This is a genomic window from Chitinophaga niabensis (assembly GCF_039545795.1).
GTDB lineage: Bacteria > Bacteroidota > Bacteroidia > Chitinophagales > Chitinophagaceae > Chitinophaga > Chitinophaga niabensis_B.
The window spans coordinates 2,368,129-2,385,433 of record NZ_CP154260.1 but is presented as its reverse complement, the minus strand read 5'-3'; the positions used below and the strand labels follow the sequence as shown (position 1 = coordinate 2,385,433).

The window sequence follows — 17,305 nt, the reverse complement described above, 5'->3', positions numbered from 1 at the left end:
CATGGACTAGCCCCCAATAGTTGGACTTTTTTAATTTTTTAAGTATTGAGCTCGGTATTGTACCGGGCTCTTTCCTTTTAGGTTAATTCTAATCCTGGTATGATTGTAATAATGAATGTATTCTTTGATGTCACTGGCTAACTCCTGGATGGATTGATACTTTTTCAGGTAAAACATTTCTGCTTTGATTGTGCCGAAAAAGTTCTCAATGATGGCATTGTCCAGGCAATTACCTTTCCTGGACATGCTGGGAGAGATGTTGTTTTCCAGCAATATTTGCTGGTATTGTTTCATTTGGTATTGCCATCCCTGATCAGAATGCAGAATGGGTTTAAGATCGCTGGTAAGCCGCCTGATAGTGCCTTTTAACATCTGTGTTATTTGCTCGAAGTTAGGACGCTCAGATAGCTTATAGCTAATGATCTCACCATTAAACAGGTCGATTACCGGGGAAAGATATAGTTTCTGATCTTTTACTTTGAACTCGGTAATGTCGGTAGCCAATTTTTGCATAGGCCGGTCTGCTTTAAACTTCCGCTGCAGCAAATTCGGCGTAGTTTTCCCTACTTCCCCTTTGTATGACCGGTATTTCTTCCGTCGGATCACGCTTTTAAGCCGGAGCTGTTGCATGAGCTTTAGTACCGTTTTGTGATTGATCTTAAGTCCTTTTGAGCGTAAGGCCAGCAGTATCCGCCGGTAGCCCAAAAGCCCTTTATGACGTTGATAGAGTTGGACAATCCGGCATTTTATAACCTCATACCGGTCTGCAACGGGCTTGTGGTTGATGTAATAGTAGAAAGAACTGCGGGCCATGGAGGCTATATGCAGTAGTTGCGCTAAATTCCCTTTTTGCCTTAATTCAAGCACTATGAGCGCTTTTTCTCTTTGGCTTTCTCCTCCTGTTTCTTTTGAATTAAGGCCTGAAGCTTTTTTAGGTATTGATTTTCAAGCCGAAGATAAGCAAGCTCTTCTTCCAGTTCCTGTTCCCTTGTTTTAACTTTTGCGCCTTTTGTTGCAGGCTTCTTCGGTGCCATAGACTTACGTTTACCTCTTTTCTCCTGCTTTAACCCTACATTACCTTCCTGTTCGTATATACGAAGCCATCTGCTCAGTACAGCCGTACAAGGAATATGGAAACGTAGGCAGGTTGCTTTTAAAGATAAGCTTTCCTGCAAATAAGTCCTTATCACCTCCATTTTAAAAGAAGCAGGGTAACGGTTGTTCTGCCGCTCAAGCCCGGCTGTGCCGAATGCCCGGTAGTAGCTGACCCACCTGCGTAGCATATCAATATTGATCTGCAGCAGATCTGCCTTTTGGCGTACTGATGATCTACCTGCGACCACCTGCCTGACCGCATCAAGCTTATAGGCCAAACTATACTTTTGTTGTCTACTCATAAAAATGCCCCCAATAGTGTCTAACTTTTTGGGGGCACTCCAACAATGTATGAGGGCTTTTTTTCTATTGTAGTTTTGTCACCACTAAATCATCGTAGTAAATGTAACCTTCCGTGGGAGACATCCAGTAACTCTGGCTGCCACCGCGGAAAGTATGGAAAGACATGTTCCTGATCAGCCTTTGCGCATCGTTGGTAGTCCAGCGCATTGCCCTGTCAAGCACAGTAGTACCGTTGATAATGATCCTTGCGCGGCCATTGGTACTGGAGCCGGTATTGCTCTTGGCATACATGGTTACGCTGTAGGTAGTGCCCTTGCTCAGGCTGCCGGAAGAAGGATAGGATACACCGAAATTATCGCCATACTGACCACCCTGATCGCGGTGATACACGTAGGGATGGAAATAAATACGGCCATTGTTGTTATACCACATCAACCTTAAGCTGCCGCCATTGCCATCTGTTCCTGGATCACCACCGGTATTGCCCTCTCCGATCAGGAAACCGAAACCAACTTTACCACCACGGCTCCAGTCGAACGCGCTGTGAAAACGGATGGTGAAAGACAACTGGTATTCTGAGCCATCGGAGATATCCGTATTGCTGATCAGGCCACCGGCGCCGGAAAGCGCATTAGCCAACAGCGTTACACGAAGATTACCGTTAGAGATCATGGTGCGGGAAGCATTCCACCCGCTTACGTTCCCAAAATCCGCAGCGGCCTGTGCCTGCGTGTATTGGTTACCGTGTGTGTAACTGTTCCAGTTCTCAGAGAAAGAACTGTTGATAGCGGCGATGCCAACCGTGGCTGAAAGCGTGTTATCCAGTTGTACCGGAGCGGCGGCTTCTTCTACCGCTGGTTTGGAACAGGCTGTCATCAAAAGACAGATGGATACAATGCATGTACCCGTAATGCGCATTTTTTTCATAGTTTGTTTTCATTAACGTGATTAAAAAAAGAAAAGCGATCAATAAGTAAATTTCTCCCAGCCGCCAATGGTGGGGCGGGTACAGGTCATGGCCTGCGCGCCGTTTTCGCTGGATATATAAAGTCCGTTATTTCCTCTTAAAGAAAAGGTACCATCTGTGTTGGATACCCAGTCGAATTTCTCCCAGTCGCCAATAGTGGCCCTGCTGCAGGTAATAGCGCTCGCACCATTCTCTGAGGATACATATTTGTTCATGCTCCTTAAAGCCACTTTGCCGCCACCGGCATCCACAACCGTGAACTGTTCCCAGGCCTGTGCGGTGGTACGCGTGCATCGCATGGCCTGTGTGCCGTTCTCTCCGCTGGCAAAAAGATTGTTGTTCCCCCTGATAGCAATGGTAGCACCAATAGGTGCCGTGTTGGGCGTACTGGTGATATTGTACACCCGCACATAATCCACCAGCATGGAGGCAGGCAATGCATTGTCGTTGATAACCTGCCCGGGCAGGTTACCACCTACCGCTACGTTCAGGATAATGAAGAAGTTCTTGTGGAATTCATCTGTGCCATTGATGTTATTCAGGATGTTGGCCGTGTGGAATTGCACACCATCCACATACCACCTGATAGAACTGGCATCCCATTCTACCGCATACAAATGGTAATTGCTGGGGGAAGTAGTGGTATTGCCACCATAGTAGGTATAGGCCGTATTAAACCAGTGAATGGTGCCCAGCACCGTGCTGCCGGTGTTCACGTGTTCCATAATGTCTATCTCCCCGCATTTAGGCCAGCCTACGTTCGGTTCGCCAATATTGGTGCCCAGCATCCAGAAGGCAGGCCATAAACCCTGCACGGCAGGTAATTTAATACTGGCCTCTATACGCCCGTATTTCTGCGAGAACTTTCCATTGGTATTGATGCGGCCGGAGGTATAAGGTTTTCCGCCCACGCTTTGCTTCCTGGCCGTGATCACCAGGTTACCGTTGCTCACGCTTACATTCGAGGTCTGATAATACTGCTGCTCGTTATTTACGTTCAGGTTCCCGTTCTCATAATTCCATTTGCCCGTATTGAGGCTGGTACCATCAAATTCATCGGACCATACCAGTTGTAATGCCTGGGCTGATACGGCAGCTTGCTCGTTGTCAAGCTGAACAGATCTGGATGCTTGCGTGTCTTTTTTACACCCTGTGGTAAACAGGAAGGTTACCAGCATAGCAGTAGCTGGTAAAAATAAGGAGTGAAGTCTCATAGTTTTTCTTTAACGTGTGAATTAATCCGGGTTTAGTGCTCTGCTCCTTTCTCCCCGGGTGTGGAAAGGGCGGTAAGAACGTGGATAATATACCTGGGTAACGGGGTCAAATATCCAGAATAATTACAGCAAGTAGAATTTCAACAGTACGTCAATTCTACGTCATCATTTTCTATCTGCCTGTAAATCAATCAGCCTTTAATACGCCACAACTACTTCAAGCTGTTTTCTTTATTTTTAGTGAAACGTTATGAATGAAAAGCCTTGTATTGTTTGTGCTGCCCCTGCTGATGGCAGCCATTACCCAGGCGCGGCAACTGATCGGCGCCCCATCCATACTTCATTACACTAAACAGCAATATGCCGGAGGCGGCCAGACCTGGGATGTGGATATGGACCGGCATGGGATCCTCTATTTTGCCAATAACGAAGGACTGCTAACTTTCAATGGCCGGCACTGGAAGATACACCCCTCATCCAACCACACCTATTTACGTTCCGTAAAGGTGGATAAAGACAACAGGATCTATGTTGGTGCGCAGGACGATTTCGGGTATTACCTGCCGGATGAGAACGGGCTGCTGCGTTATACCTCCCTTAAAACCCTGATCCCTTCCGGGGAACGAGAGTTTGCAGATATCTGGAATATTGTTTTGTATGAAGGTGCTGTATTCTTCCGCAGTAATAACAAGATCTTCTGCTACAGGAACAATTCCATCCGTGTATATCCTGCCGCGGGAGAATGGCGTTTGCTCTGCAGCACGGCACATGGATTATATGCACAGGATGCAGGGCAGGGACTGATGAAATATGTTTCCGGCAACTGGCATCCGCTGGTACCAGCCATCACTCCCCAAAACCTGCTGGTCTCTGCCGTACTCGAAGGGAAGCAAGATACCTTGTTGCTCTTCACCCTGAAGAACGGCATTTTTAAACTGCATAACCGGCAGCTTTTCCCCTTTTCAACACCGGTGGACAATGCCCTGCAAAAAGATCGTATCTACTGCGCAAAAGAATGGGATAATAATCAATTGCTGCTGGGTACTGCGGAAGGCGGTTGTTATATCCTGGATAAAAACAGCGGTGCAGTGATCCAGCAATTCAGCATCCGCGAAGGCCTGCAGCATAACAGCGTGCGGAAGATACTTCCGGATAACAACCGAAACATCTGGCTGGCGCTGGATAATGGCATAGACATGATCAGGTATAATTCTGCCATTAAACAGATCCATCCGGACCAGCATCGATGCCTTACCACATATGCTGCCAGGGTATTCAACCGGCATTTATACATCGGCACATCAGACGGCCTGTTTGTTACCCCGCTGCAGGATCATACAGACCTTAGCTTCCAGGACAATCAATTCCGGAAAGTAACATCTTCAGACGGGCAGGTATGGGGCCTGGCTGCTGTGAGAGAAGAACTTTTAATGACCCATCACGAAGGTGCTTTCCGTATCAGCGGGCCTACTGCCCTTCCCCTGTTCAAAGGGACCGGCTGCTGGTTATTTCTGCCGCAGCAGGCCAGAACGCTGATCGGTTGTTATAACGGCCTTCGTACCATGAGCCCGGAGTACGCACCTGTGAGGCAGGTGAACAAACTCTATGAATCCCTTCGTTTCATGACCGCAGAACAGGATAGTGTGATATGGGCCTCACATCCTTACCGTGGCGTTTACAGGATAGTGCTGGAAAAGGACACCACGCTGCGGTATACCCTGTACACACAGCAGCACGGGCTTCCTTCCGGCAATAACAATTTTGTATTCAGGATCCGGGGGAGAATGGTAGTAGCCACAACTGCCGGTGTTTATGAATTCGATCCCATTCACCAGCGCTTTGCACCTTCTCCCTGGCTGTATCCCATCCTCGGAAATGCCGCTGTTAAATACCTGACGGAAGATGCCACCGGTAATATCTGGTTCGTATCCGGGAAAATGCCCGGTGTGGTGGACTTTCATCAACCTTCTCTGCAAAAACCCTACAGCATTGTACAGTTCTCGGAATTAAAAGGAATGATCGTGAGCGGATATGAATGCATTTATCCTTACAACGAAGAGAACATTTTTATTGGCGGGGAGAAAGGCATGTATCACATCAATTATAAGAAATATAAACAACCAAAAACAAACCCCACCGTAATGATCAGCCAGGTGAATGCGCGGGACAGCCTGCTGTTCAGCGGATACATCCCCGCTTCAGCCACTATACTCAAAAAACTACCGAATGCATTTGCCAGTTTTCACTTTGAATATGCGGCACCTTCATTCGGCAATAACATGGAATTCAGTTACAAACTGGAAGGCTTTGACGGGGAATGGAGCGAATGGTCTGCCCGTACAGAGAAAGATTATACAAACCTGCCTCATGGGAAGTATGCTTTTTCTGTAAAGGCCCGGGATAATTTAGGGAATATATCAAAGGCAGCCAGTTATGCCTTCCAGATACTACCGGCATGGCATCAGACAACATTTGCAAAAAGTATTGCCGTATTACTGGGATTGATACTGATCTGGTGCTGCTACAGGCTGTTTGTAGCGCAGCAGCAGAGACATAAGAAGGAACAGGCACGCCTGATCCTGCATCATGAATATGAAAAGGAACGTTTACAGAATGATAAACTGGCAGCGGACATCCAGTTCAAGAACAAAGAACTGGCCATTACTACCATGCACCTGGTGCAAAGGGGCAAACTACTGTTCAATATAAAAGAAGAACTGTTACAGACCATTCAGAAGATCACTCCTTCTCCCCTGCCTTCCTTCAAAAAAGTATTACGCCTCTTTGATGAAGCAGATGAGAATGCAGAAGACTGGGAACAATTCTCCCGGCATTTTGATGAAGTGCATAACAATTTCCTGTCTATCCTTAAGAAGCGCTGCAGTGACCTGAGCACCACGGATATGAAACTCTGCGCTTATCTGCGCATCAACCTCACTACGAAAGAGATAGCACAGTCTATGGGAATATCTGTGAGAGGTGTGGAAACGAGCCGTTACCGGCTGAGAAAGAAACTGGAAGTACCCGCAGATGTTTCTTTATATGATTTCCTGTTGTCAGTGCAGGGCGTATGAGGGATTGTACCCGAACTGTTTTTTAAACGCGAACGAGAAATGTGAGAGGTTTTCAAAGCCCGCTTCGAAATACACATCCGAAGGTTTCCGCTTTTGTTCAAAGATCTGGTGATGGGCCAGTTCCAGGCGTTTCTGCGTTAGCCATTTCTGTGGCGTGGTGTTAAACTTTTTCTTAAAATCTCTTTTGAAAGTAGAAAGGCTCCTGCCGGTGAGATATCCGAATTTTTCCATGGGCATATTGAACATAAAGTTCTTCTCCATAAAATCTACCAGGTCTATTTTACCCGGTTCTTCAAAATGGGACAGGATAACATCCACACTTCTGTCAATAGAACGCAGGATAGAAATAGCTTCTTCTACTTTAACGGCAACAATATCCGCGGGTAATTCTTCAGACATGGTGAAGTAAGGCAGCATAGAGCCAAATAAGCTTTCCAGTAATGGATGCTGGTCCAGTATCCTGATGCGGGGCATTTCCCGCTGCTGCGGAGGGGTGATGTTATGCGCCACATAATATTTCCTCAACACCTCCTGCGGAAAAGAAATTGAGACAGCCTTGTAAGGCTCTCCGTTCAACGGTAATTTGGTGGTCATGGCTAATTCATTGCGCGGGAATAACAAAGTATCCCCTGCATGAAAAAAATAAGTGTTCTCCGACTGGATCATTTTCATTTCTCCGGAAATGATCCTTAACAGCGTATGCTCTTTGATCACCATTTCACGGCTGTAGTATTTTTCTATCACAACAGAAAAAAACACTTTACCGGTGGATAACAATTGCGGCGTTTCCATTTCCTAAAATTAAATAAAATTGTTGGTGCCGGTTACATGCCCTGGCACCAACAATCTGTGCTATGCTTTCAATAACTTTTCACTCAGGCTCCAAAGCTTTGCTGCTATTTCCTGATCTATTGCATATGGCATTACACCTGCAAACCTCGCTGAGGCACCAATATTCAAACTCATTGTAATATCCGTTGACATCAGTGGCGAAACATCGTTATCCTCACAATAAAGGCCACCGATATCATCGAGCTGAGGGCTTGTAGCACACCATACACTGGTGGAAGCGCCCTGTTCAATTGTTTTGAGTCCTCTTTCTGCATCACGGATGGGTTTGCCATTTTCATCTATTACCCCTGCTGTCAGCAATTCCTCTTTGGTAAGATGCACCGCTAACCCTGTACCCAGGATACTACCCGGATGAAGGGAAAAGGCCCTTATCCCTTCGTTCCTGCCACGTTTGTCCAGTTCTACTGCAAACAGCACGTTCGCTGTTTTTGACTGACCATAAGCGGCCCAGCGTTCGTATTCCCTGTTTTCGAAGTTGGGGTCCTCCAGTATAACCGGGGAATAACAGTGACCCCGGGAGGATACGGAGATCACCCGGGCGCCGTTTGCTTTTTGCAAAGCCGGCCACAGTTTGTTTACCAGCTGGAAGTGGCCCAGGTGGTTGGTGGCGAACTGGGACTCGTAGCCGCGGGTATCTTTCGTGAAAGGATTGGCCATGATGCCTGCGCTGTTCACCAGGATGTGCAGCGGGCGGTTGGAGGCCAGAAAGCGGTCTACGAAGGCGTTGATGGATGCAGGGTTCATCAGATCTAATTCTTCTATGGTTACATCCATACCCATCAGCGTGGTTGCAGCCTTTTTCAGGTCTCTTGCGGGTACTATCACCTGAGCACCTGCATTCCTTAATACCCTTGCTGTTTCCAGGCCGATGCCTGAATAACCGCCTGTAACGATGGCTACCTTGCCGGTGAGATCGATGCCTTTGATCACGTCTTCTGCGGTAGAAGCAGCTGAGAAGCCGGAGTGAATGGGTTTTTGTAGTGTGTTCATTGTTCCTATGCTTTATTTTCTACTGCAAAGCTAGGAGGGTTAACATTGGGGGACTTTGTTTAAAGGGTCGAATGTTGTTTGTTTTACGGGTCAATTGCGATATAATCAGGTACCAATCCCGTATCATTCCCGTATCATTCCCGTATCATTCCCGTATCAATCCCGTATCATTCCCGTATCCATCCCGTATTAAGGTGGGGTACCTGTCATTTTGGCCTCTCGATGGGCTATTTGGCATAAGCTATAGAAGCAGGGTTCGTTGCTCTAACAAAAGCCAACACTTCATTAAAAGTAGGTTTTGCGGGGTATCCTTTAGGATAATAAACCAGCGGTACAACCTGCGCATTATGAAACTTAATCTTAAGATCCGGATACATACAGGCTGATGACAGGGTTAAGGTATTATCCACAATGGCAAGCCGCATGGCATATTTGCTAATTGTAGCTTTATATTTATCCTTTTTGATCACAGGCCTCATCTCTGTAACGATCAGCATAGAATCCTTTTCCAACCTGTCTATTGCATAGCCATGTTGGGTGATCTGCTTTAGAAGCATGTTAAAAAGGGAATCCGATGCAATATCATATCTGGCAATTATTTTCTCTGCACCTTTAAATGGTTCGCCGCCCATTTGTTGCGCAAACAATGTTCCGAATGATAATAAAAGGGTCAGTGTCAGAAGAGCGATTGATTTCATAGTGGTAGAGGTTTACTTAAAAATACACCTTGTTTAAGGTTACTGGATATCACCTTCCCGAAAAGTTCTGTTAAATCGCCCTGATTCTTTTCTTGTTACCATCAAAAATCCAGTACCTTATTTTCCCACCAGCGTTCATTCCCTTCTGTACTCCTGCCAGCGGAAAAGTGGGGCTCCAGTGACCTATTTCGGCATAAACGGCACGTTGATTTTGGCAAGGCTTAAGGGCGGGATAGCTTTGCTCTATCGGTACCGAATACACGGGATTCAGGGAAGACGTCACCAGTTTTCCGTGTAAGAAAGGCCAAAGGGAGCCGGAAATATGACTTTCTATAAAAGTAAAGACGGGTATTTAGTACGGCAAAAAGCATCCTCCAGGGTTTCGAAGAGTTATCGAACCAGGGAGAATATGCAGGAATTTGCCCGCGCAGCCCTTGGTGCGAAGTACATCCGCACAGCTTTTGCCTCCATCATTAAGGAGATGAAGATTCCTTCCTGGTACGCAGGTTAAACCAGGAAATGGCGATGATCATCAAAACAGATATGAATTGTGCTCTACCTAATACGCCCCAATCTAACCCTGAACACTATTTTTTTACTACCCAATCCTGTCCACATGAAAGGCTTTACAGATCAGGAGATCTATGATGCGTTATTTGGTATGTTACATATGTTCCATCCAATTGTTCCTCCAACGCTTATTCCGGAGATCATTCAGAAGGAGATTCCTATCAAAAAGAAACCATTGGTGGTAAAGAGTATAAAGTATATTTAAAAGATGAATTGGGCAATTACAAATCTTCATATATTTAAGGATTGTAGATAATCTTACTACTGGTACAGATAAAGAAAGGCAGAAAATGGAAGACATACTATTTGACTTTATATCAAAATATATTTCTCTAACAGAAGATGAGAAGAACGCAATACTTTCGTTTGACATATTTCGTTCTATTAAGAAAGGAACTACTTTACTCAAAGCAGGACAAAAATCGAAAAATAGCTACTTTGTTCTAAAAGGTTGTATTCGGACATATTATGTTTTAGATAGTGAAGAAAAAACTACTGCTTTCTACACAGAAATGGAAGCTTTGACACCTCCTTGTGTAATAACCAAAACTCCGTCCAAATATTATATAAGTTGTATAGAAGACACTATACTTACAGTTTCAAGTTCTGATATGGAAGTAGAAGTAAACAGTAAATTTCCAAAGTTTGAAACCCTATGCAGAATATTATCCGAAGAAAACTTAGCTAAGCAACAAATAAACTTTGACGAGTTTAAGACTTCTTCCCCTGAACAACGATACTTAAATTTATTACAGAAAAGACCGGACCTTATCCAACGTGTGCCACAGTATCAATTAGCGAGCTATTTAGGTATCAAACCCGAATCTTTAAGCAGGTTAAGAGCAAGGATTACAGAGAAAAATAAAGGGTAAGGTTCATTTCTTAACCTAAGTGAACGAGTTATAGCATCCCGCCAATCTACCTTTGCATATCATTTAACAACCAGTATATTGATATGCAAAAGAAAATTTTGTTCATTTGTCTTGTCGTAATGATGACAAGCACGCTCCACCTCAAAGCCCAATATGCCAAACAAGACAGTACTTACAAACGGTGGTTCGTTGGTAGTACTATGTTTTTATTGGGTAATCTGGCTTCTACAAACAATCCCGGCTTCATTCAACTCAATTTAGGCTATCGTATTACAGGAAAAGATGTAATTACATTAGAACTAAAAACCTGGAAATATGCCTGGCCGAATGGTATTCACCCATTTTTTAACAAATCATACGGAAAGCCGGAAGAAGAATTTCCGGGGTATATTCGTGAGTATGGTTTATCAGTGGCTTACCAAAGATTTTTGTGGGAAGGTTTATATGCCGAGCTTAATGTAATGCCTACCTGGCAAACATTTGTGAATGTTGGCGGCAAAAAAATTGATAATGGATTTCAGTTTTTCAATACTTACCGCGTTGGTTATCACATCAAACTTTTTAAAGACAGATTTTTTATTCAACCATCATTAGCAATTACTCACCGTCCTTACCACACCAAAATGCCTGATGAGTTTAAACGGCTAGACGATAAATGGTCGAAATTTGTCTTCGGAGAACCAGGATTTCATTTTGGATTTAATTTTTAGTTGATATTTTATGAATACACAAAAAACACCACAAAACGAACTGAAAGACGTCAAAGTCAGTTTGAAATTGAAGCTTGCAGCCCTGTGGGCGAGTTTTATGTTTCTCTACATCTATGTAGATTATTTCCACCTATTTATGCCGGGTGCACTAGAAGATCTTTTAGCAGGAAAGGTATTTTTATTTGAAATTACGCAAGCATTCCTTTTGGTGGTACTCGCTATTTTGACGATTCCGGTGTTAATGATCTTTCTTTCTGTTGCCCTGCCGGCTAAAGTAAATCGCTGCGCAAATATCATTATTGCCGCAGTGTTTATTCCCTTTACGTTGTTTAATTTGGCAGGAGAGGCTTGGATACACATGGTGTTTGGCGCTGTTATTGAGGTCGTTCTTCTTTGCCTGATTATCCGTTATGCATGGAAGTGGCCTCGTACTGAAACATGAAAAAGAGATACCCTAAAAAAATCAAATGGAGCCCGTCATCACAACGAGCTCCATTCTTCTTTATAGTCAACCAATATACCCCTGTTTATTGCATCCAGTACACTTTCTTCTGTACCTGCAGTGTAGGATTCTCCCCATTCGTAGCCTTCTGCCAGTTCTCATGGTTATTCACATTCTCATCATCAGGATAAGGCAACTTATTCACCACCGAAGGATTATAGGTTGGATCCTTAGGCGTTAACCCCGTTCTCCGCACTGTAGCCCAGGATTCCGCCGGCTGAAACATTGTAGCCAGCCAGGATTGTGTGGCAATCTTTTTCAGTGCATCCGCATCGTTGGCACCGTTATACAGCACCGCAGGATTCGTGAGGAAAGCCGTCATTTGACCCGCTGTAGGCGCAACCGGCCTTGCAGGCGCCCAGGTGGGAGAAAGCTGGGTATAGGCATACCAGAAGTTCACAGAGGCAGTGATCCCCGCTTCATATTCTGTTTTAGCTTTTACTATATCCTTGGCAACGCCCATTCCACGCTGATAGATCTCTGCTTTCAGGAAATGCACATCTGCCTCCGTTACAATGAGTATGGGATAAAACACCCTGTCGTATGCCATCAGGTAATTCACGCAGGCAAACTTATTGGCAGGGTCGCTGCCGATAGCTTTTCTTTCCGTACCCACATCATAAGGACGGCCACCTTCAGGCTGAGAGCCGTTCTGGGGCTGTGGCACCCATTGGTCCGCATTATTGGTCATAAAGTAAACATAACAGCGCGGATCAAAGATGCCGGAACCGTCTGTTGCATTGGTGGAAGACATTTGCTGCCATACATTGCTGCTCATGCGGATGTTGGAAATGGATAACTCGCGATAGGAATCCCATTTGCTGTCCAGGGCACCCAGCGTCTGACCAGTTACCGTTACACGGCTGGGCCATAATCCGAAATTGTCCAGGTACAGGCTGGTGAGGTTCTGATTAGCGGGTAAGGGTTTGTTACCGCCGATGATATCTGTAATGATCCCGTCTGCCAATGCCTTTTCCTTAGCGTATAACCTTACGGCATATCTTAAACGTAAGGCGTTGGCGAACTTCTTCCAGGCAGTGAAATCACTGTTCAGGAAAGATTCTGAAGAACCCAGGTTCACCTGGCCTGTTTCTGTTCCCAGTCCATCGGCAGCAGCCTTCAGGTCTGCCAATACGCTTTTGTAGACTTCCGGTTGCGCATCATATGGCGGGCGGAAAAACTGATTTCCTTCTTTAGCCAATGAAGCCTGGCTGTATGGAATGTCTCCATAGTAATCCAGCATCCTGAGGGTTTTATTGGCCATCAGTACGCTGGCCATGTATTTGATGTTATTGAAGGATTGCGGATTAGCCTGTTCGCCGATCTTTCTAAGGATGGTTTTGTACACCAGCAGATCAGGATAGTACTGGCTCCAGTATGTTACGCTATAGTTCAGGTAAGGCGCTACCGTATTCTGATAGGCCTGCTGATTGGTGATGGGATATAGTAAGCTCACATTCAGCGCATCATCCCCGTATTTACCCAGTGAAGATACAAGGCCATTGAACAGACCGGATATGGATGCCGTATTCTCACTGGCATCTTTGTATGGTGTATTGATCTCTTCAAATCCTTTCTCACATGCACCTGCGCCACATAATGCCCCGCAGATGAGTAAACTGTATATTGATTTTTGTATGATCTTCATGATTCAACAGTTTTTAAATTATAAAGCAGCTTTCACAGTAAAACCAAAAGACCGGATCCTTGGCATAGAGGAATATTCAATCCCCTGCATATTACCAATACCATTCACGCCTTCAGGATTAAGCCCTTTGGGTATAGTGGTGAAGAGGTAAAAAAGGTCCCGTCCGATCAGGGAAAGGCTCAGGTTCTGGAAGATCTTTGTTTGTCTTACCACGCTTTGCGGCACCTGGTAGGTCAATGCCACCTCTCTTAATTTCATCCAGGTATTCTCAAATACAGAAGCGGATCTTGGAACACCCAGGTGATTCCAGGAAGTATAGGTACCCAGGTAATACCAGGGATAGGCTACCACATCTGTATTAGGCTTGCCATCTGCGAACACACCATCGAAAATGATACCTGTATTAGCGGTGGTACCATCAGGATAGGTCATGGGAAGACCGCCGCCGTTACGTTCTTTGGTAGTTTCCTGCAACAGGCCGTTACCCATGGCTGCGGCATAAGTACCGAAATAAGTATCGCCACCGAACTTACCATCTACCATGAAGTATAAGGAGATGCTCTTGTAGCGCAAAGTATTGGCAATACCGCCAGTCATAAATGGCTGGGAATTACCAATGGGTACTTCATTGGGTGTTAATACCCATTGTGTACCTGCTGCCTGTGGCTGTCCATTCACCATATAACTTAGTAACTGCTGGTTTTGCGGGTTCACGGCCCTCTTCACTACTTTTTTACCATTCAGGTAAGTGAAATCACGGCCATAAAGGGTACCGTAGTTCTCTCCTACTTTCACACGTTGTGAAACACCGCTTCCGCCAAAGAAAGTACCCAGTGAAATAGCATCTGTACCTTCATCCAGTGCCAGCACTTTGTTCTGTGCATGTGCACCATTCAATGAAATATTCCAGGAAAAATCATTGGTACTTACGGGATTGGCGCTGATGATGAATTCAATGCCTTTATTACCTAAAGATCCCTTGTTGAGCTGTACCGAAGTAAATCCGGAAGACATCGGCAAACTGTTGGAAAGGATCTGGTTGAACGTTTTCATGGAGTACGCTGTTACCTCCAGGTTCACACGATTATTGAACATGCCCAGGCTTAAACCGGCTTCATACTGGCGGGTCCTTTGCGGTGCAACACCGGGGAATTTTAAATTACTGGGAAAGGTTTGTGCAGCCTGTTGATTGTATGCCGCTGTATTTAATACGTTAAAGATAGAATAGGGGTCTGTATCACTACCTGTTTCCGCATAAGAGAGACTTAATTTACCAAAGTTCAGCCAGGGCAGCGCGGTCTGTACACCCGGAATACCATCCGAGAATACATAACTCGCATTAACGGATGGATAGAAGTAAGAATTGGTACCATCTGTAAGTGTGGAAGACCAGTCGTTCCTACCTGTTAACTGCAGGAAAAGATAATTCCTGAAAGACAGGTCTATAAATCCGAATCCTGAATTGATCTTCTTGGCATACCGGATCTCCTGCGCTGCTTCAGGAGCTTCTGATCCGTTATTCAATGCAAAAATAAAAGGACTGATGAAGTTACCTTTTGTTTTGTTGCTCACGGTATAATCGTTCCTGTAGTAAGATTCCACACCACCGGTGATACTGGCATTAAATTGTTTATCGAAGAGGTTGTCCTTGTACAATCTCAGCATCGCATTCAGGTTACGGCTCATATTGCGGGCATTGGCCTGCCTGTAAGCACCTTGTGTTCCCTGAACGTTCCTGGGATACTCCCTGATCTCCGTACCATCATTTGAGTTATCAATACTTCCCTGTGTGATCAATGTTAAAAAGTCCGTGAGGTTGGCAGTGAGTTTGATGCTACCTAACAATTGATTACGATTGAAAACGGTATTGTTCTTATAGATGTTCCAATAAGAATTGGCCATGTAAGAATAATAAGGGTATGGCGGAGAACCAGCAGGGAAATTGCTGGAGTTGGTGACGTCCCTTTGTGAACCATCCGGTGCAAAGTTGTTCAGCTTCTCCACATCCGGGCGATAGTCTCTTGTTGCGGCATAAGACATACCGGCCATAAAAGCTCCGGCTCCTACCGGTGGCGCATTCAAACGTTCGTAGTTAACGTAACTACCCGTGATATCCGCACTCAGCATTTTGCTGATCTTGATGCTGGAACCGATATTGAAGATATTGCTCTTATAGTTACTGTTCAGGATATTGGCTTTGCTATCATCCCTGGTATAAGAAGCACGGATGGTACCAAAATCACCGCCACCGGAGATAGACACGTTATGCTGGTTTACAGAACCGTTGGGAAAATAATCTTTCCAGTTATTGGGCTGTGCGGAGTAAGGTCTTTCTACACCATCATACCAGAGCACCGGTTGATTGTCGAACTTAGGGCCCCAGGATAATCCGCTGGGGAAGGAAAAAAGGTCCCATGCCTGCGTGCTGTTATCATAAGGCAGCATGCCGTAAGCACCTGTTTTGTAATCACCTGCAGCATAACTGCCGGAATAAGTGCCTATCTGATAACGTTTACCAGCACCGTTCACAGGGAATTGTTTTCCCTGATCTGCTGTCCACAAAGCGCCCACCAGGCCGGAACCAAAGTCATTCTGGAAATCCAGGTATTCATACACTTTTGTTGCGCGGCTGGAATAAGAGTAATCCACGCCCAGGCCTTTTCTTCTCTCCCCTTTCTTACGGGTAACGAGGATCACACCGTTTGCACCCCTGGCGCCATACAAAGCAGCTGCTGCGGGTCCTTTCAACACCGTAACATTTTCAATATCTTCCGGGTTGATGAAATTCAGACCGGTACCCCAGTCGTTATAACCAGAGACGTCAGCACCCTGCTGGGTACCAACGGCTCCACCGCCACCATTGTTCGCATTGTTATTAACAGGGTCATTATTAAGTGCCACACCATCTACAATAATGAGTGCGCGGTTATCACCTGTAAGTGTAGTATTACCACGGATCACGAGACGGGAAGAACCGCCTTCCACCCCACCGGATGCCTGGCTGATATTCAGACCGGCTACTTTTCCCATCAGCCCCTGGGCAATGGTAGGTGCCTGTGCGATGGTAATGTTACTGCCATCCACTTTCTGTACCGAATAACCGAGTGAACGCGGGGAACGTTTAACGCCCATCGCCGTTACCACTACTTCGCTTAGAGCTTTTTCATCGGTTTCCAGTACCACGGAGTACGAGCTTTCGCTCCCAACTTTCATTTCAATGCGTTTAAAGCCTATAGCAGAGAATACCAGCACATCTCCTTCATTCGCCTCTATCTGAAAATCACCATTCCCATCTGTGTTAGTACCTTTTGTAGTTCCTTTAATGCTCACTGTTACACCAGGAATGGGGCTGCCGCTAACATCTTTGATGGTGCCTCTTACCTGTTTGAAATTGATCTCTGTGGCAATGCTTCCTTGTGCCTGGTTCATCAGTACACTCATGAGCTTTTGCTTCCGCAATACTACCTGGCTGCCAATGGCTTCAAAGTCGATATCGAAGGGATCAAACAGGTTGGTAAATACTTTCTCCAGGGTTTCATCTTTTGCCAGCACGCTTACTTTTTCCTTTTCAGGAAGTGTATTGCGTGTATAGGAAAATTTCACGCCGGCTTTGAGGCTTATTTTCTGTAATACGGTTTTGAAGGATTCGCGCTCCACAGTGATGGAGATGCGTTTATCCAGGATGCCCTGCCCGTTTGCAGGCGCGGCCTGTACCCCTACGAAGAATGCAAGGGTCAGGAAATAATGTATGAGGGCTGCTTTCATAAAAAAAGAAGCTGAGTAAGTACACAATCCAATTTTCTTCATAAC

Annotated in this window: 15 protein-coding genes; 6 read left to right on the top strand and 9 right to left on the bottom strand. The window is 45.4% G+C overall.

Annotation, left to right across the window (positions count from 1 at the left end; translation table 11 throughout):
* Positions 1-30: 30 nt before the first annotated feature.
* The 4 genes from AAHN97_RS09440 to AAHN97_RS09425 all read right to left on the bottom strand — a co-directional run bounded on the left by AAHN97_RS09440 (position 31) and on the right by AAHN97_RS09425 (position 3,579).
* Positions 31-939 carry an IS3 family transposase gene (locus tag AAHN97_RS09440; RefSeq protein WP_343308271.1) on the bottom strand — a complete coding sequence of 303 codons (909 nt, stop codon included), beginning with the start codon at positions 937-939 and terminating at the stop codon, positions 31-33.
* A complete protein-coding gene (locus AAHN97_RS09435) occupies positions 867-1,397 on the bottom strand; it encodes a helix-turn-helix domain-containing protein (protein ID WP_343307340.1) in 531 nt (176 codons plus the stop codon). Before AAHN97_RS09435 ends, AAHN97_RS09440 begins: the two co-directional genes overlap by 73 nt.
* 64 nt (positions 1,398-1,461) lie before the next feature.
* Positions 1,462-2,325, bottom strand: a complete 864-nt coding sequence (locus AAHN97_RS09430; RefSeq protein ID WP_343307339.1) for a polysaccharide lyase — start codon at positions 2,323-2,325, stop codon at positions 1,462-1,464.
* 39 nt (positions 2,326-2,364) lie between these two features.
* Positions 2,365-3,579, bottom strand: coding sequence for a family 16 glycosylhydrolase (locus AAHN97_RS09425; RefSeq protein WP_343307338.1), 1,215 nt, complete (start codon positions 3,577-3,579; stop codon positions 2,365-2,367).
* A gap of 254 nt (positions 3,580-3,833) precedes the next feature.
* On the opposite strand from AAHN97_RS09425, the gene AAHN97_RS09420 reads away from it, so the two are divergent.
* On the top strand, positions 3,834-6,653 hold the full coding sequence (locus AAHN97_RS09420; RefSeq protein WP_343307337.1) for a triple tyrosine motif-containing protein: 2,820 nt from the start codon (positions 3,834-3,836) through the stop codon (positions 6,651-6,653).
* Here AAHN97_RS09420 and AAHN97_RS09415 read toward each other — a convergent pair.
* The 3 genes from AAHN97_RS09415 to AAHN97_RS09405 all read right to left on the bottom strand — a co-directional run bounded on the left by AAHN97_RS09415 (position 6,636) and on the right by AAHN97_RS09405 (position 9,193).
* Complete coding sequence (locus tag AAHN97_RS09415; RefSeq protein WP_343307336.1) at positions 6,636-7,445, bottom strand: AraC family transcriptional regulator; 810 nt, start codon at positions 7,443-7,445, stop codon at positions 6,636-6,638. The genes AAHN97_RS09420 and AAHN97_RS09415 overlap by 18 nt on opposite strands.
* A 60-nt stretch (positions 7,446-7,505) precedes the next feature.
* Entirely contained in the window at positions 7,506-8,495 is a 990-nt protein-coding gene (locus AAHN97_RS09410) for an oxidoreductase (protein WP_343307334.1), read from the bottom strand.
* Between the two features lie 227 nt (positions 8,496-8,722).
* The gene (locus AAHN97_RS09405) at positions 8,723-9,193 is read right to left on the bottom strand and encodes a hypothetical protein (RefSeq protein ID WP_343307333.1); all 471 of its coding nucleotides are present in this window, start codon (positions 9,191-9,193) and stop codon (positions 8,723-8,725) included.
* Positions 9,194-9,515: 322 nt separating this feature from the next.
* Between AAHN97_RS09405 and AAHN97_RS09400 the strand changes: the two genes are divergently transcribed.
* The 5 genes from AAHN97_RS09400 (at position 9,516) to AAHN97_RS09380 (ending at position 11,787) form a co-directional block, all read left to right on the top strand.
* On the top strand, positions 9,516-9,704 hold the full coding sequence (locus AAHN97_RS09400; RefSeq protein ID WP_343307332.1) for a hypothetical protein: 189 nt from the start codon (positions 9,516-9,518) through the stop codon (positions 9,702-9,704).
* A gap of 105 nt (positions 9,705-9,809) precedes the next feature.
* A complete protein-coding gene (locus AAHN97_RS09395; protein ID WP_343307330.1) occupies positions 9,810-9,968 on the top strand; it encodes a hypothetical protein in 159 nt (52 codons plus the stop codon).
* An 85-nt stretch (positions 9,969-10,053) separates the two neighbouring features.
* Positions 10,054-10,635 (top strand): Crp/Fnr family transcriptional regulator, encoded by a 582-nt coding sequence (locus tag AAHN97_RS09390; protein WP_343307329.1) that lies wholly within the window; start codon positions 10,054-10,056, stop codon positions 10,633-10,635.
* Between the two features lie 83 nt (positions 10,636-10,718).
* Complete coding sequence (locus AAHN97_RS09385; RefSeq protein ID WP_343307328.1) at positions 10,719-11,345, top strand: hypothetical protein; 627 nt, start codon at positions 10,719-10,721, stop codon at positions 11,343-11,345.
* Between the two features lie 10 nt (positions 11,346-11,355).
* Positions 11,356-11,787, top strand: a complete 432-nt coding sequence (locus AAHN97_RS09380) for a DUF6326 family protein (RefSeq protein WP_343307327.1) — start codon at positions 11,356-11,358, stop codon at positions 11,785-11,787.
* 85 nt (positions 11,788-11,872) lie between these two features.
* On the opposite strand, the gene AAHN97_RS09375 is transcribed toward AAHN97_RS09380, so the two are convergent.
* Positions 11,873-13,495 carry a SusD/RagB family nutrient-binding outer membrane lipoprotein gene (locus tag AAHN97_RS09375; protein WP_343307326.1) on the bottom strand — a complete coding sequence of 541 codons (1,623 nt, stop codon included), beginning with the start codon at positions 13,493-13,495 and terminating at the stop codon, positions 11,873-11,875.
* 18 nt (positions 13,496-13,513) lie between these two features.
* Positions 13,514-17,302: a SusC/RagA family TonB-linked outer membrane protein gene (locus tag AAHN97_RS09370; protein ID WP_343307325.1), complete on the bottom strand. Its 3,789-nt coding sequence runs from the start codon at positions 17,300-17,302 to the stop codon at positions 13,514-13,516.
* Between the last annotated feature and the right edge of the window lie 3 nt (positions 17,303-17,305).

What these genes read in the sequence shown, in the direction of transcription:
- AAHN97_RS09375 (WP_343307326.1), bottom strand. Translation starts at nt 13,495, where the DNA reads ATGAAGATCATACAAAAATCAATATACAGTTTACTCATCTGCGGGGCA.
- AAHN97_RS09400 (WP_343307332.1), top strand. Translation starts at nt 9,516, where the DNA reads ATGACTTTCTATAAAAGTAAAGACGGGTATTTAGTACGGCAAAAAGCA.
- AAHN97_RS09405 (WP_343307333.1), bottom strand. Translation starts at nt 9,193, where the DNA reads ATGAAATCAATCGCTCTTCTGACACTGACCCTTTTATTATCATTCGGA.
- AAHN97_RS09390 (WP_343307329.1), top strand. Translation starts at nt 10,054, where the DNA reads ATGGAAGACATACTATTTGACTTTATATCAAAATATATTTCTCTAACA.
- AAHN97_RS09370 (WP_343307325.1), bottom strand. Translation starts at nt 17,302, where the DNA reads ATGAAGAAAATTGGATTGTGTACTTACTCAGCTTCTTTTTTTATGAAA.
- AAHN97_RS09395 (WP_343307330.1), top strand. Translation starts at nt 9,810, where the DNA reads ATGAAAGGCTTTACAGATCAGGAGATCTATGATGCGTTATTTGGTATG.
- AAHN97_RS09410 (WP_343307334.1), bottom strand. Translation starts at nt 8,495, where the DNA reads ATGAACACACTACAAAAACCCATTCACTCCGGCTTCTCAGCTGCTTCT.
- AAHN97_RS09415 (WP_343307336.1), bottom strand. Translation starts at nt 7,445, where the DNA reads ATGGAAACGCCGCAATTGTTATCCACCGGTAAAGTGTTTTTTTCTGTT.
- AAHN97_RS09425 (WP_343307338.1), bottom strand. Translation starts at nt 3,579, where the DNA reads ATGAGACTTCACTCCTTATTTTTACCAGCTACTGCTATGCTGGTAACC.
- AAHN97_RS09435 (WP_343307340.1), bottom strand. Translation starts at nt 1,397, where the DNA reads ATGAGTAGACAACAAAAGTATAGTTTGGCCTATAAGCTTGATGCGGTC.
- AAHN97_RS09380 (WP_343307327.1), top strand. Translation starts at nt 11,356, where the DNA reads ATGAATACACAAAAAACACCACAAAACGAACTGAAAGACGTCAAAGTC.
- AAHN97_RS09385 (WP_343307328.1), top strand. Translation starts at nt 10,719, where the DNA reads ATGCAAAAGAAAATTTTGTTCATTTGTCTTGTCGTAATGATGACAAGC.
- AAHN97_RS09430 (WP_343307339.1), bottom strand. Translation starts at nt 2,325, where the DNA reads ATGAAAAAAATGCGCATTACGGGTACATGCATTGTATCCATCTGTCTT.
- AAHN97_RS09420 (WP_343307337.1), top strand. Translation starts at nt 3,834, where the DNA reads ATGAAAAGCCTTGTATTGTTTGTGCTGCCCCTGCTGATGGCAGCCATT.